Here is a 13,576-nt window from a genome sequence, read left to right as displayed (position 1 = left end):
AGACAAAAGACACCCGGACCTCCCGCCCGGACAGACAGTCTCGCACGACCGCCAGCGTTAGTCAGTGTCGACCAAGGTCGTGGCGTGGCGGGGTGTCGCAGGGGGATTTGCAGTGTCTGGACGGGCGCCTTCGCGAGCAGGCTCGCTCCCACAGGGGTCTTGTGTGCGACACAGATTCATTGTGGGAGCGAGCCTGCTCGCGAAGGGGGCCTCACTGACTGAATGCGATCTCGATCAATCGATGCAACTCTTCGATCTCCAGCGGCGCCTCGGAAAACAGGATGCGAAACACCGTCGGCGCGGCGATCAGATTGATCAGCCGATCGACACTGGGCCTGGGCACATCCGGATAGCGATCCAGAATCGTCTGCAGTTGCCCGCCAATGATCGTTGCGCAATAACTCGGCTTCAGCGCCGCCTGTACGTCGCAGAGCATGTTGCGGCCGGGTTCGGAGCTCATCTCGTCGAGGTACTGTTCGGCCCAGGCCCGCACATCACCGTGAAGGCTGCCGGTGTTGGCCGGCTCGTTGTCGGGCTGCATGCGGGCGAGGGCGACGTCGGCCAGCAGCGCCGATACATCGCCCCAGCGCCGATAGATGGTTGACGGCGTGACGCCGGCGCGCGCAGCGATTTGCGGGACGGTCACGCTGGCGCGGTCCTGCTCCTGCAGGAGTTGGCGCACGGCCGCATGGATCGACTCTTGTACCCGCGCGCTGCGGCCGCCGGGGCGTAATGTGGGAGATGTCATCCTGTGTTTCCTGTATTGCGTCGGGTGCCATTGCAGGCACCCGGTCCTGAAAGCCATGCCTGGGACCTTAACACAAAGAATTTGCTTTAAGAGGGATCCGGTAGCACACTCCGCAAAAGCAAAAAATTAGCTTTTGCGGAGTGTGTCCATGCCCGGTTCTCGTTCAAATCGTGCCAGCCTGTGGTTTCTGGCCGTGACCTTGCTCAGTTTCCTGGCGGCCTCCACAGCGCCGACGCCGCTGTATCACCTGTATCAGGAGCAGATGCGGTTTTCTGCCGCGACGCTGACCCTGATCTTTGGCGTGTACGCCTTCAGCTTGCTGGCGGCGTTGCTGACGGTCGGTTCGCTGTCGGATTACCTGGGGCGCAAGCCGGTGATTTTCACTGCGGTGATTCTGAATATTCTGGCGATGCTGCTGTTCATTCACGCCGACAGCGTCGCCTGGCTGATCAGTGCCCGGGTGCTGCAGGGTTTTGCCACCGGGATGGCGACCGCCGTGCTGGGTGCAACGCTACTGGATACCGACCGCGAGCGGGGGCCGCTGGTCAATAGCGTTGCACCGTTGACCGGCATGGCCATTGGCGGGCTGGGCTGCGGTGCGTTGGCCGAGTACGCCCCGGCTCCGTTGCACCTGACTTTCTGGCTGCTGCTGGCTTTGTTCGTGATGCAGGCGTTGTATGTCTGGCGCTTGCCGGAAAGCGTCTCGCGGCAGGTCGGGGTCTGGGCGTCATTGCGACCGACGCTGCATGTACCACTGCAAGCACGCTCGACTTTGTGGCGGGTGCTGCCGCTCAATACTGCCCTGTGGGCCCTCGGCGGTTTCTACGCATCCCTGGCGCCTTCGTTGGTGCGCACAGCCACGGGCTCGACCTCGAACATGATTGGCGGAGCGACCGTGGCCGCCTTGACGTTAACCGGCGCGCTGATGATTTACAGCATGAGCAACCGACCCGCCGGCAAGGCCCTGTTATTGGGCGCCAGCATGATGCCAGCGGGTGTCGTGCTGATTTTGCTGGGGGTGCACAGTGCCAGCCTGCCGCTGTTCTTCCTTGGCACACTGGTCGCAGGATGTGGTTTCGGCTCCGGTTTTCTCGGCACCTTGCGTAGCCTGGTGCCACTGGCCTTGCCCCATGAGCGTGCCGGGTTGGTGTCGGCGTATTACGCGCTCAGCTATCTCGCCTTTTGCCTGCCATCGCTGCTGGCCGGGAACCTGAGCCGGACCCTCGGCCTGGTGGCGACCACTGATGGGTATGGTGCGGTGTTGATTATTCTGGCCCTTGGCGCTTTGGCAGGTTTGATGCGCCCGCGTTCCAGCAGGGTGTGTGAGGCCAATCCATGACATTGCGTCACTGGCATGTCTGATTGAATATCTATGAAGTAGATAAGATATAGAGAAATTACCCGTTATATAGATATTCGATTCGGATCTAACATGGGCTCCACCTCACGAGAGGACAGGAGTTCGCCATGACATGCGCCAATAGCATCAAGCCCGGAATCAAACCTTTCAGTCACTTGCAGCATCCCCGCGAGGTGATCCGTCAGTTCACCCCCAACTGGTTCGCGGCCACCATGGGCACCGGCGTGCTGGCGTTGGCGCTGGCGCAATTGCCGGTCGCCATACCCGCCTTGCACGCCTTCGCCGAAGCCCTGTGGTTGTTCAATATCGGGCTGTTTCTGCTGTTCACGGTGATGTACACGGCGCGTTGGCTGATGTTTTTCGATGAAGCACGCCGGATCTTCGGCCACTCCACGGTTTCGATGTTTTTCGGCACCATCCCGATGGGCCTGGCAACCATCATCAATGGCTTCCTGGTGTTCGGCCTGCCGCGCTGGGGTGAAGGCGTGATTCACGTCGCCGAGGTGCTGTGGTGGCTGGATGTGGCGATGTCGCTGGCCTGTGGCGTGCTGATTCCCTACATGATGTTCACCCGCCAGGAGCACAGCATTGACCAGATGACAGCGGTCTGGTTGTTGCCGGTGGTCGCGGCAGAAGTGGCGGCCGCCAGCGGTGGTCTGTTGGCACCGCATTTGGCCGACGCTCATTCGCAACTGGTGGTGCTGGTGACCAGCTACGTGCTCTGGGCCTTTTCCCTGCCGGTGGCCTTCAGCATCCTGACCATCCTGTTGTTGCGCATGGCCCTGCATAAACTGCCCCACGAAAACATGGCCGCCTCGAGCTGGCTGGCCCTTGGCCCGATCGGCACCGGTGCCTTGGGCATGCTGGTACTGGGCGGCGATGCACCGCTGATTTTTGCGGCCAACGGGTTGCCGGGCATCGGGGAGATTGCTGCAGGGTTGGGGCTGGTGGCCGGCATTACCCTGTGGGGCTTCGGCCTGTGGTGGATGCTGATGGCGCTGCTGATCACGGTGCGCTACCTGCGTGCCGGCATTCCATTCAACCTCGGCTGGTGGGGCTTCACCTTTCCGTTGGGCGTCTATTCTCTGGCGACATTGAAGCTGGCCAGTACCTTGAGCCTGACGTTTTTCAGTGTGTCTGGCTGTGTGCTGGTGGCGTTGCTGGCCGTGATGTGGCTGATCGTCGGCAAGCGCACGGTGTTGGGCGCCTGGCGTGGCGAACTGTTTGTCTCGCCGTGCATTGCCGGATTGAAGAAATAACCGGCAAAGATTAGGTAATGTGTGGCCTGGATCGGCATTTGATAATCCAATAAGAATCCAGGCCACTCGCTACCTAACATCAGGGACACATGGAAGATGAGTCACCCCTCACAGTTCACCTTGCTGCGTACCCGGCGCTTCCTGCCGTTCTTCATCACCCAGTCCCTCGGGGCGTTCAACGACAACGTGTTCAAGCAGTCGTTGATCCTCGCCATCCTCTACAAGCTGACCATCGAAGGTGACCGCTCCATCTGGGTCAACCTGTGTGCGCTGCTGTTTATCCTGCCGTTTTTCCTGTTTTCGGCCCTGGCCGGGCAATTCGGGGAAAAGTTCGCCAAGGACGCGTTGATCCGCCTGATCAAGCTTGGGGAAATCGCCATCATGGCGGTCGGCGCCGTCGGTTTCCTGTTCGATCACCTGTCGTTGATGCTGGTGGCGCTGTTCGCCATGGGCACCCATTCGGCGCTGTTCGGGCCGGTGAAGTACTCGATCCTGCCGCAGGCCCTGCGTGAGGATGAACTGGTAGGCGGCAACGGCCTGGTGGAAATGGGTACCTTCCTGGCGATCCTCGCCGGCACCATTGGCGCCGGGGTCATGATGTCTTCGGCGCATTACGCGCCAGTGGTGTCCACAGCGATCATCGGCATTGCGGTGCTCGGCTACCTGGCCAGCCGCAGCATCCCCCGCGCGGCGGCCGCCACACCGCAAATGCGCCTGAACTGGAACATCTTCAGCCAGTCCTGGGCCACGTTGAAACTCGGCCTGGGGCAAACTCCGGCGGTGTCGCGCTCGATTGTCGGCAACTCGTGGTTCTGGTTTGTCGGGGCGATCTATCTGACGCAGATCCCGGCGTATGCCAAGGAATGGATGCACGGCGACGAAACCGTGGTGACGCTGATTCTGACGGTGTTCTCGGTCGGCATCGCCTTGGGTTCGATGCTTTGCGAGAAACTCTCCGGACGCAAAGTCGAGATTGGCCTGGTGCCATTCGGATCGTTCGGCTTGACCGTCTTCGGTCTGCTGCTGTGGTGGCATTCCGGCGGGATCCCGGACAGTGCCGCCGGCCATGGCTGGATCGAAATCCTCGGTTTCGGCCACACCTGGCTGGTGTTGCTCGACATCCTCGGCCTGGGCGTCTTCGGCGGATTCTATATCGTGCCGCTGTATGCACTGATCCAGTCGCGTACCGCCGAGAACGAGCGGGCGCGGGTGATTGCCGCCAACAACATCCTCAACGCATTGTTCATGGTGGTGTCGGCGATTGTCTCGATCGTCCTGCTAAGTGTGGCCAAGCTGTCGATCCCGCAACTGTTCCTGGTGGTCTCGTTGCTGAACATCGGCGTCAACGCCTACATCTTCAGGATCGTCCCCGAGTTCACCATGCGTTTCATGATCTGGCTGCTCAGCCATTCCATGTACCGCGTCGAGCACCGCAACCTGGACCTGATCCCCGATGAGGGCGCGGCGTTGCTGGTGTGCAATCACGTGTCCTTCGTCGATGCCTTGCTGATTGGCGGCGCAGTGCGTCGGCCGATTCGCTTTGTGATGTACTACAAGATCTACAACCTGCCGGTGCTTAACTTCATCTTCCGCACCGCGGGGACGATTCCTATCGCGGGGCGTCACGAAGACATCCAGATCTACGAAAAGGCCTTCACGCGCATTGCCCGGTATCTGAAGGACGGTGAGCTGGTGTGCATCTTCCCCGAGGGTAAATTGACCGCCGATGGCGAGATGAATGAGTTCAAGGGCGGCCTGACGCGCATTCTCGAAGAGACGCCGGTGCCGGTGATTCCGCTGGCCTTGCAAGGGCTGTGGGGGAGTTTCTTCAGCCGCGATCCGGGCAAGGGGCTGTTTCATCGCCTGTGGTCGCGGGTGACCCTGGTGGCTGGGCCGGCGGTGGCGGTCGAGGCGGCGGAGCCTGCGAAATTGCAGGCGTTGGTGGGGGAGTTGCGCGGGGCCGTAAGATAATCGGTGATTTCGCGGGCCCCTTCGCGAGCAGGCTCGCTCCCACATTGGATCTTCAGTGAACACAATATTTGTGTGAAACGGAAAATCCCTGTGGGAGCGGGCTTGCCCGCGATGGCGTCAGTGGCCTAGGCGCTGACCTTGAGCCCGACCAATCCGGTAATGATCAACGCCACACTGGCCAGCCTCACCAGCGCCATGGACTCGCCAAACAGAATGATCCCGGCGATCACCGTGCCAACGGCACCGACACCGGTCCAGATCGCATAGGCCGTACCCAGCGGCAATTCCTTCATGGCAAGGCCGAGCAGGCCAAGGCTGACAGCCATGGCCGTAACGGTCAAAACAGTGGGGAGCGGGCGGGTGAAACCGTCGGTGTACTTGAGGCCGACGGCCCAGCCGACTTCGAACAGGCCGGCGAAAAACAGAATGATCCAGGACATGAAGACCTCCATCGTCTGACGGGGTCGTCCCCAGGTTAATGACTCGATCGAGCTGCGGGGTCGTCCCCGCGATGCGCAATATGGTGCCCAGTATTAACCCGGGGATCAAGATCGCGGGTCAGTCAGTGGCTTGTTGGGCGGCGATTTCCCGGTCTTCCTTTTCACTCATCCGACGGAAGTACGTCGACAACAGTGCCCCGGAAATATTGTGCCAGACGCTGAACAATGCGCTGGGCACCGCCGCCAGTGGCGAAAAGTGCGCACTGGCCAGTGCGGCACCCAGTCCGGAGTTCTGCATGCCGACTTCCAGGGCCAGGGACTTGCGCTGTGCCAGAGGCAGCTTGAACAGGCGCCCGGTGAAGTAACCCAGCAAGTAGCCAAAGCTGTTGTGCAGCATGACCACGGCCATGATCAGCAGGCCGGACTCGGCAATCTTCGCCTGACTGGCGGCGACTACCGCAGTGACGATGATCACGATGCTCACCACTGACACCAGCGGCAGCACGTCCACGGCGTGCCTGACCTTGTCGCCGAGCAGCCGTTGGGCAACCACGCCCAGCACGATCGGCAACAGCACCACTTGCAGGATCGACCAGAACAACTCCATGAACGACACCGGCAACCACGCCGAGGCCAGCAGCCAGATCAGCGCTGGCGTCAGCAGCGGGGCGAGGAGGGTGGTGACGGCCGCGATGGCCACCGACAACGCGAGGTCGCCACGGGCCAGCCAAGTCATCACGTTAGACGAGGTGCCGCTTGGGCAGCAGCCCACCAGAATCACGCCGACGGCGATTTCCGCTGGCAAGTGGAACGCCTGGCAGAGCAACCACGCCACACCGGGCATGATCACGAAATGTGCAACCACGCCCAGGGCCACGCGCCATGGATGGCGAGCGACTTCGGCGAAGTCTTCGAGTTTGAGGGTCAGGCCCATGCCGAACATCACCAGCCCCAGCAAGGGCACGATGGCGCCTTTGAGGCCGAGGAACCATGCCGGCTGCAGAAACGCCACGGCCGCGAAAATCAGAACCCAGTAAGCGAAGGTGTTGCCGACAAAACGACTCAATGCAGCCAGTGCGCGCATGGCTTGATCCTTGTTATTAAGTAGCACCACAAAACACCAATGTGGGAGCGAGCCTGCTCGCGAAGGCGGTGGGGCAGTCAATCTATATGTCGACTGACACTCCGCTTTCGCGAGCAGGCTCGCTCCCACAGGGGAACCGGCAGGCTTTAGATCCCTTGCGGAGTCTCTTCGCCACCCAGCGCTTCAACCAGCGCCGGCAGGAAATCGCCGAAGGTCAGCATCATCAGGGTGAAGCTGGCGTCCAGTTGGCCCAGGGCTTCGTCGCCGCCGTCCTGTTCCGCCTGGTCTTGCAGCAGGTCTTCGAACTTCAGGCGCTTGACCACCATCTTGTCGTCGAGGACGAACGACAGTTTGTCCTGCCAGGCCAGGGACAGTTGCGTGACCACTTTGCCGGTGCTCAGGTGCAGCTGGATTTCTTCGCTGGTCAGGTCCTGGCGCTTGCAACGCACAATGCCGCCGTCTTCGTGGGTGTCGCGCAGTTCGCACTCGTCCAGCACAAAGAAATCGTCTGCGGCTTTCTGCGTGGTGACCCACTCGGTCATGGTCGCGGTCGGGGACATTTTCACGGTCAGTGGACGCACCGGCAGGGTGCCGATCACTTCGCGCAAGGTCGACAGCAGGTCTTCGGCGCGTTTCGGGCTGGCCGAGTTGACCAGGATCAGGCCCTGTTTCGGCGCGATGGCGGCGAAGGTCGACGAGCGGCGGATAAAGGCGCGTGGCAGGAAGGCCTGGATGATTTCATCCTTGATCTGGTCGCGCTCCTTCTTATAGACCTTGCGCATTTGCTCGGCTTCGATCTCTTCGACCTTTTCCTTGACGGCGTCACGCACAACGCTGCCCGGCAAAATACGTTCTTCCTTGCGCGCGGACACCAGCAGGAAGTCACCGCTGACGTGCACCAGTGGGGCATCTTCGCCTTTGCCGAACGGCGCGACGAAACCGTAGGTGGTCAACTCCTGGCTTGCACATGGGCGCGCCAGTTTGGTGGCCAGTGCAGTTTCCAACGCCTCGGCATCAACAGGCAGATCTTGGGTCAGGCGATAGATAAGCAGGTTTTTGAACCACATGGGGTGAGTCTCTCCTTTATACAAAGGCGGGCATTATTGTCTTCGCCGTGCCATAGGCCAACCTTTCTCTAAGCCTTTGGAAGGCCTGAGAAAATTATTTTAAAAAGTGCTTGCCAGAGGTTGGGTCGCTCCGTAGAATGCGCGCCACACCGAAGCGAAGGGTGATTAGCTCAGCTGGGAGAGCGTCTGCCTTACAAGCAGAATGTCGGCGGTTCGATCCCGTCATCACCCACCATTCGTTTCAAGTGTTTAGCGCAGCGGTAGTTCAGTCGGTTAGAATACCGGCCTGTCACGCCGGGGGTCGCGGGTTCGAGTCCCGTCCGCTGCGCCATATTCGGTAACCTGGAACACTGAACGCCAGGTCACCACGGAAAAGCCCGCTTAGGCGGGCTTTTTTCTGCCTCAAGTTTGTACGTTGTACCCGCGGGATGTGTCGTTTCACCGGTTTTTAGATTTTTTTGAAAAAAACTTCAAATAAATCAACACTTTACAAAAACCTGTGGCATAATGCGTCCCGTAACGAAGCGAAGGGTGATTAGCTCAGCTGGGAGAGCGTCTGCCTTACAAGCAGAATGTCGGCGGTTCGATCCCGTCATCACCCACCATTCGTTTCAAGCGTTTCGCGCAGCGGTAGTTCAGTCGGTTAGAATACCGGCCTGTCACGCCGGGGGTCGCGGGTTCGAGTCCCGTCCGCTGCGCCATATTCGGTAATCTGGAACACTGAACGCCAGATCACCACAGAAAGCCCGCCTAGTGCGGGCTTTTTGCTGTCTGGCGTTTGGCAATTCCCCCTCCCGTACCGTGCATATACATATATACCGCCTGACAGGTACTCAGCTTTCGGACACTGGCAATGTTCTCCATGACCAACCCCGTCATGGAGCAAATTTTTACCAGCCGAGACTGAAGCAATGAAATCCACTACGCATGACCTGGTTGTTCCATCATCCACGGTTGATTCGGGCATTGAATCGAACCGGGCCTTCACCACTTGCGATGATGCCGCTGCTTATTTGCATGAGTCATTGAAAGAGCGACGAGATACCGAGTTCGCTGGATTTATCCTTCAGAACGAGAACGGACACTACTTTTATGCCGCAGAAAAAGTTGAGGAGGAACAAGACCCGACGCTGCCGCTGGTCGTATCTGTGAGTTTGAGCGGCGAATTAGAGATACCTGCCGGATACACGATCGAAGCGCGGTTCATTTCGCGTGCACAAGGGCTGCGAGGTCTGCAGGAAAGTGATGTGGAGTGGAGCCAGCGCAAGCTCTTCTTTAGGGTGTCTGACATGTTCGAGGTGATGACCCGTCGGCGAACGTTCTCCAGGTGTTATCTGTCGGGAAGTGATAATGGCCTCATCTCCTACACCTCCATCGACTCGGCGTTTGAGCGGGAGTTGTCATCAACGTTAGCGAGAAAGCCGGGCGGTACACTCAATTTGTTCGAGAGCCTGTATGAGAGGGGTGCAGTGCCAAGCAGCATTCTGATTTTGCTGGCAGTGGCGGCGGGCGAGGTGACCACGGTGCTACCCGGAAGTCTTTGGAGGCGCAGGGGAAAGCTGAAAGCCAGTTGGAGAGACGATATATTGGCGCAACGTCCGCCGATTGAGCTGATGCCGATCTGTGGGCCGATCTGCAAGGATGACAAAGAGGTAGCTCAATTTCTCAATTGCCGGATGCGCAATCTTTCGTCAGAGCATGTCGGTCTTGTTCTCAAGCATCGAACGCAGAAATCATTTGTCGTCACTGACCCTATTGTCAGTGATTACGCCACTTTCAACCGGACGGTGCTCTTTCCCAAGGATGTGCATGGTAATCCCCTGATTCCAGCAGAGTTTCAAGTCGATGGTTTTTTCCATTCAACCAAACCAGCTCCTGCAAGCAAACTGCCCTCCACGGAAGTTGAACGCTATAAAAATTTCTTCTCCCCCGCAGATTTGAAAGTCGGCCTGGATCGCCTTTCGAGTGCACCTCTTCATCGCTTGTTTTTGTATACGCCCGATGGGGCGGTGTTGCGTTTCACTCATCCGGATAACGCGAAAGTGACAGAGCTACGGCAGCTTCTTGCGCCTGAATCCGACAGCCAGCAAAGCATTGAGCAGCAAGTCATCTCAGGGGGCATGAGCATGCAGACATACATTGAAAAAGTAGCGGCTGCCGGGGAGCTGACTGTCCTTTTTCCAAGCGCGACGTGGCCGGCTGCCGGCAGGGTCAGTGCTCATGCTGCGGTTGACAGCGTTGATCCTGAGGTATTGGAGTGATTATTTGTCATTACGCCTGTGCCGGTAGTCGCTGACGGCTTCATACACGGCCTTGTGCAGGCGATTGATTCCGCCGACAGGGCGATGTGCTTCGACGCCGAACCAGGGGGTGAACGACTGGTTGTCGCATTGCAGGTTCAGCGCCGGTGTATCGAAGTCCTGCGCCGGTACTTTGATCCGCGCCACCGTCTCGAAGGGCGCATCGCTTTTCACGGACGGCGGCGCTCCATTGCTCAAGGTAATGGATCTGTTGTGCAGGCGACCAGGCCGGTAACTTCGGGTTGGCGACGTAGTAAAGAACCACGGCCATGACCAGCCCGAGCAGTACTGCGATGAGAGCCAGCGAGCGAAGGAAGAGGCGCAAGATAGACATCCTTGTCGAGTTGTCATGCCGTTATGCCCAAGGCCCCACGGTGCGGCAAGAAGCCATTACGCCGGATGTTGCAGGTTCTGGAATCAGTCTGCGTCGGAACAAGATGAAAGAAGCTTCATCAGCCGAATTGTGAAAAGCGTTTAAACACCTGAACTTATCAAGTGTTTCCGGCTCTCATGCCGGTAGCCATTGGTCGTGGCGGCCTGATAAGCTCGCGGCTTTACTCGATTGCCCTTTAGGCGCATGAACAAGGAAATAGCATGAAACAGCATCGGTTGGCGGCGGCGGTGGCCCTGGTTAGCCTGGTACTCGCGGGTTGTGATTCGCAGACCAGCGTAGAGCTGAAAACTCCGGCGCAAAAAGCTTCCTACGGCATTGGCCTGAACATGGGCAAGAGCCTGGCTCAGGAAGGCATGGATGATCTCGATTCCAAAGCTGTAGCCCAGGGCATCGAAGACGCCGTCGGCAAGAAAGAGCAGAAGCTCAAGGACGAAGAACTGGTCGAGGCGTTCGCCGCACTGCAAAAGCGTGCCGAAGAGCGCATGGCCAAGATGAGTGAAGAGTCGGCCGCTGCCGGCAAGAAATTCCTCGAGGAAAACGGCAAGAAAGCCGGTGTGACCACCACGGCTTCGGGCCTGCAGTACGAAGTTGTGCAGAAAGCCGATGGCCCTCAGCCAAAGCCGACTGACGTAGTGACCGTTCACTACACTGGCAAACTGACCAACGGCACCGTATTCGACAGCTCCGTCGAGCGCGGCAGCCCGATCGATCTGCCGGTCAGCGGTGTGATCCCGGGTTGGGTCGAAGGCCTGCAACTGATGCACGTTGGCGAGAAGTACAAACTGTACATCCCGGCTGACCTGGCTTACGGCGCTCAAAGCCCAAGCCCGGCGATTCCAGCCAATTCGGTGCTGGTATTCGACCTGGAACTGCTGGCCATCAAGGATCCGGCAAAAGAAGACGGCGCTGCCAAGTAACCAGCGTCTGCTTCGATAACAACGCCTCGCTCATGCGGGGCGTTGTTGCATCTGGCGCCCGGCAGGGGTAAACAAAACGAACAGACGTTCTAGACCGGAGTCTCAGGCATAGTGGCGTTGGCAGTAGACGCACAACGCCGCCAAGTCAATGAAATTATGGGTTTTTTTTGATGAGTAAAAAACGCCCGATCTGAACGCAAGCCTTGTAAAGCGGGGCTTTCAGCGCTGAAAAGCAGCTCTGTTCACAAGGTTATCCACAATTTGTGTGGATAACATTTCAACGGGAGAAATCATGAAAGCACCCTGGAATTTCGCTCGTTTCCTGCCACTGGCCGGGCGCCTGCTGGCGCGCGGTCGCTTGCCGACCCTGCTGTTTGCGGTTGCCAGCAAAGACGCGAGCCAAGGCAATCGACTGGGCAGGCTCAAGGACGACTTGAAGCTGTTGCAGGCACTCTGCCTGGCCTACTGGCGCGGTGAATATCGCGCTATCAGCCCCAAGGCGCTGATTTCGGTCGTCGCGGGCCTGATGTACTTCCTCAGCCCGGTGGATGCGATCCCGGATTTCATTCCGGTATTCGGCATGCTCGATGACATTGCGGTATTGGCGTGGCTGATGAAAGTGCTCGACGACGAACTCAATGCCTTCCGCACCTGGCGCAAACGGCAGGCACCGGAAAAGCTCGCGGTGGTTGAGCGTCTGCCTGATACCCCCGAGCAACTTCAACTTCAAGGTCCGAAAAAAACCTGAGTCGATTTCGACCTGTTCACAGATTGATACGCCCCCGCGACCTTGGCCGCTGTTAGGATTACACTTCTAAGGAAAAGTGCCGACTCGCTAAGTGTTTTTGTCCTACGGGGTAGTCATGGATATTCAGATAATTACACGCGAAGGCGAGCCCGAATATGCGGTTCTGCCATGGGCTCAGTATCAGGCGTTACTGAAAGCAGCAGGCATCAAAGAGCAAGCGTCGCCTGAAGCCGTGAAGCTTCAGGCGGCAACACCAGACCCGATTCTTCCGGGGCTGGATCAACTACGCAGTTTGCGCGAAGGAAAGGGCATCGCCATCGAGGCGCTGGCCCGCACGGTAGGCATCAGCCCGTCTTACCTGGCCATGATCGAAAGTGGCGAGCGTCTGCCCGACGCCGCGATTCGCCGCAGCCTGGCCTGGGAATTGACGGTGCCAGGGTGGAGGGATGAATCGTGAGCGTACGCATCAGTCGTCAACACTGGGACGGATTGCTGGGCGAACTGGATCAGGCGCGGCGCCAGCGCCATCTGTTGACGTATCGGGCACTGCTGGAGCGTTTGCAGCTGCCGACCCCGGCCATGCAGACCCTGACGGCAGCCCTTGAGCATCTGGCGGCCCTGGACGCGAGGGCGGAGCAACCATTGCGCAGTTCACTGGTGATCAGTCAGGGCGCCAGCCGCTTGCCGCGTACCGGGTTCTTTGAGTGCGTCGAGCGCCTCGGGCGTTTTTCCGGGCCGTCGGATGGCGTTGCCGCCGCGTCCTGGCACGCTTCGGAAGTGGTGCGGGTGTTCGAGTACGAATACCCGGAATCGGCCGAGGCCTGAGTGTTTTTACAACTCAAGGCACGGGCCGGTTACTGGCTCGCGCGCCGATTGTTTCACTGGTCATGGTTTGTCCGTCAGCCACGAGGCTGGCGCTGGCTCGAAGGCCAGTTCGCCCGCATGGCCAACCTGGGCAATGTCGGCGCCCAGAGCTTCTATGGGCACATCCTGACGTTTCGTGGCGTCGGCCTCGGTGCTCGTGAGGAGGGCGTGCGTTTGTTGCGCCTGGCGGCGTTGGCGGGCGATGGCAAGGCGGCGTATCAAGTGGGCGTGATCAGCCTGGCCGGGACGGCGAGCAAGGCGCCGGATCCGGTCGAGGCGGCACGGTTCTGGGAGATCGCCGCGAAGGCCGGGCATCCGTTGGCCGAGATCAAGCTCAAAGAGTTGGCGTCTCGCGGTCCTTTGGATAGTTAGTGGCTGGTCTGACGCCTTCGCGAGCAGGCCCGCTCCCACAGGATTTGGTGTC

General features: G+C 59.2%; 13 protein-coding genes, 4 tRNA genes and 1 pseudogene. 13 read left to right on the top strand and 5 right to left on the bottom strand.

Annotated elements, in window-relative coordinates:
* Window positions 1–211: 211 nt before the first annotated feature.
* Window positions 212–748, bottom strand: coding sequence for a TetR/AcrR family transcriptional regulator (locus ACEN8E_RS21215; protein ID WP_495589730.1), 537 nt, complete (start codon window positions 746–748; stop codon window positions 212–214).
* Between the two features lie 148 nt (window positions 749–896).
* On the opposite strand from ACEN8E_RS21215, the gene ACEN8E_RS21210 reads away from it, so the two are divergent.
* The 3 genes from ACEN8E_RS21210 to ACEN8E_RS21200 all read left to right on the top strand — a co-directional run bounded on the left by ACEN8E_RS21210 (window position 897) and on the right by ACEN8E_RS21200 (window position 5,338).
* A complete protein-coding gene (locus tag ACEN8E_RS21210) occupies window positions 897–2,087 on the top strand; it encodes an MFS transporter (protein WP_495589729.1) in 1,191 nt (396 codons plus the stop codon).
* A gap of 128 nt (window positions 2,088–2,215) precedes the next feature.
* Window positions 2,216–3,367 carry a TDT family transporter gene (locus tag ACEN8E_RS21205; RefSeq protein WP_495589728.1) on the top strand — a complete coding sequence of 384 codons (1,152 nt, stop codon included), beginning with the start codon at window positions 2,216–2,218 and terminating at the stop codon, window positions 3,365–3,367.
* A gap of 96 nt (window positions 3,368–3,463) precedes the next feature.
* Window positions 3,464–5,338 carry an MFS transporter gene (locus ACEN8E_RS21200; protein ID WP_495589727.1) on the top strand — a complete coding sequence of 625 codons (1,875 nt, stop codon included), beginning with the start codon at window positions 3,464–3,466 and terminating at the stop codon, window positions 5,336–5,338.
* A 125-nt stretch (window positions 5,339–5,463) separates the two neighbouring features.
* On the opposite strand, the gene sugE is transcribed toward ACEN8E_RS21200, so the two are convergent.
* From sugE to rdgC, 3 genes are all read right to left on the bottom strand, one after another.
* Complete coding sequence (sugE, locus tag ACEN8E_RS21195) at window positions 5,464–5,778, bottom strand: quaternary ammonium compound efflux SMR transporter SugE (RefSeq protein ID WP_085716911.1); 315 nt, start codon at window positions 5,776–5,778, stop codon at window positions 5,464–5,466.
* A gap of 118 nt (window positions 5,779–5,896) precedes the next feature.
* A complete protein-coding gene (locus ACEN8E_RS21190; protein ID WP_495589726.1) occupies window positions 5,897–6,862 on the bottom strand; it encodes a bile acid:sodium symporter family protein in 966 nt (321 codons plus the stop codon).
* A 146-nt stretch (window positions 6,863–7,008) separates the two neighbouring features.
* Window positions 7,009–7,929, bottom strand: a complete 921-nt coding sequence (gene rdgC / locus ACEN8E_RS21185) for a recombination-associated protein RdgC (RefSeq protein ID WP_007969735.1) — start codon at window positions 7,927–7,929, stop codon at window positions 7,009–7,011.
* Window positions 7,930–8,088: 159 nt separating this feature from the next.
* Here rdgC and ACEN8E_RS21180 point away from each other — a divergent pair.
* The 5 genes from ACEN8E_RS21180 (at window position 8,089) to ACEN8E_RS21160 (ending at window position 10,190) form a co-directional block, all read left to right on the top strand.
* Window positions 8,089–8,164: transfer RNA gene (locus ACEN8E_RS21180), tRNA-Val, on the top strand.
* 19 nt (window positions 8,165–8,183) lie between these two features.
* Window positions 8,184–8,260, top strand: a tRNA-Asp gene (locus ACEN8E_RS21175).
* Between the two features lie 198 nt (window positions 8,261–8,458).
* Window positions 8,459–8,534, top strand: a tRNA-Val gene (locus ACEN8E_RS21170).
* A gap of 19 nt (window positions 8,535–8,553) precedes the next feature.
* Window positions 8,554–8,630: transfer RNA gene (locus ACEN8E_RS21165), tRNA-Asp, on the top strand.
* Window positions 8,631–8,840: 210 nt separating this feature from the next.
* Window positions 8,841–10,190: a hypothetical protein gene (locus ACEN8E_RS21160; protein ID WP_495589725.1), complete on the top strand. Its 1,350-nt coding sequence runs from the start codon at window positions 8,841–8,843 to the stop codon at window positions 10,188–10,190.
* Here ACEN8E_RS21160 and ACEN8E_RS21155 read toward each other — a convergent pair.
* Window positions 10,191–10,400: pseudogene (locus tag ACEN8E_RS21155) on the bottom strand (catalase family protein); the annotation flags it as partial. It lies immediately after the preceding gene.
* Between the two features lie 423 nt (window positions 10,401–10,823).
* Between ACEN8E_RS21155 and bamJ the strand changes: the two are divergent.
* The 5 genes from bamJ to ACEN8E_RS21130 all read left to right on the top strand — a co-directional run bounded on the left by bamJ (window position 10,824) and on the right by ACEN8E_RS21130 (window position 13,524).
* Complete coding sequence (gene bamJ, locus ACEN8E_RS21150; protein ID WP_495589724.1) at window positions 10,824–11,540, top strand: BamJ family beta-barrel-assembly machinery protein; 717 nt, start codon at window positions 10,824–10,826, stop codon at window positions 11,538–11,540.
* 292 nt (window positions 11,541–11,832) lie between these two features.
* Entirely contained in the window at window positions 11,833–12,288 is a 456-nt protein-coding gene (locus ACEN8E_RS21145; RefSeq protein ID WP_495589723.1) for a YkvA family protein, read from the top strand.
* Between the two features lie 115 nt (window positions 12,289–12,403).
* Window positions 12,404–12,745, top strand: a complete 342-nt coding sequence (locus ACEN8E_RS21140; RefSeq protein ID WP_495589722.1) for a helix-turn-helix domain-containing protein — start codon at window positions 12,404–12,406, stop codon at window positions 12,743–12,745.
* Complete coding sequence (locus ACEN8E_RS21135; RefSeq protein ID WP_007898892.1) at window positions 12,742–13,113, top strand: hypothetical protein; 372 nt, start codon at window positions 12,742–12,744, stop codon at window positions 13,111–13,113. The genes ACEN8E_RS21140 and ACEN8E_RS21135 overlap by 4 nt, the downstream gene beginning before the upstream one ends.
* The gene (locus ACEN8E_RS21130) at window positions 13,114–13,524 is read left to right on the top strand and encodes an SEL1-like repeat protein (protein ID WP_495589721.1); all 411 of its coding nucleotides are present in this window, start codon (window positions 13,114–13,116) and stop codon (window positions 13,522–13,524) included.
* Window positions 13,525–13,576: the final 52 nt, after the last annotated feature.

Source organism: Pseudomonas sp. Pseusp9 (assembly GCF_059491265.1).
This window is presented reverse-complemented; position numbering and strand designations above follow the sequence as displayed.

Excerpts from the sequence above, each read along its gene's own strand:
- ACEN8E_RS21215 (WP_495589730.1), bottom strand. The coding sequence starts at position 748 with ATGACATCTCCCACATTACGCCCCGGCGGCCGCAGCGCGCGGGTACAA.
- ACEN8E_RS21210 (WP_495589729.1), top strand. The coding sequence starts at position 897 with ATGCCCGGTTCTCGTTCAAATCGTGCCAGCCTGTGGTTTCTGGCCGTG.
- ACEN8E_RS21205 (WP_495589728.1), top strand. The coding sequence starts at position 2,216 with ATGACATGCGCCAATAGCATCAAGCCCGGAATCAAACCTTTCAGTCAC.
- ACEN8E_RS21200 (WP_495589727.1), top strand. The coding sequence starts at position 3,464 with ATGAGTCACCCCTCACAGTTCACCTTGCTGCGTACCCGGCGCTTCCTG.
- sugE (WP_085716911.1), bottom strand. The coding sequence starts at position 5,778 with ATGTCCTGGATCATTCTGTTTTTCGCCGGCCTGTTCGAAGTCGGCTGG.
- ACEN8E_RS21190 (WP_495589726.1), bottom strand. The coding sequence starts at position 6,862 with ATGCGCGCACTGGCTGCATTGAGTCGTTTTGTCGGCAACACCTTCGCT.
- rdgC (WP_007969735.1), bottom strand. The coding sequence starts at position 7,929 with ATGTGGTTCAAAAACCTGCTTATCTATCGCCTGACCCAAGATCTGCCT.
- ACEN8E_RS21160 (WP_495589725.1), top strand. The coding sequence starts at position 8,841 with ATGAAATCCACTACGCATGACCTGGTTGTTCCATCATCCACGGTTGAT.
- bamJ (WP_495589724.1), top strand. The coding sequence starts at position 10,824 with ATGAAACAGCATCGGTTGGCGGCGGCGGTGGCCCTGGTTAGCCTGGTA.
- ACEN8E_RS21145 (WP_495589723.1), top strand. The coding sequence starts at position 11,833 with ATGAAAGCACCCTGGAATTTCGCTCGTTTCCTGCCACTGGCCGGGCGC.
- ACEN8E_RS21140 (WP_495589722.1), top strand. The coding sequence starts at position 12,404 with ATGGATATTCAGATAATTACACGCGAAGGCGAGCCCGAATATGCGGTT.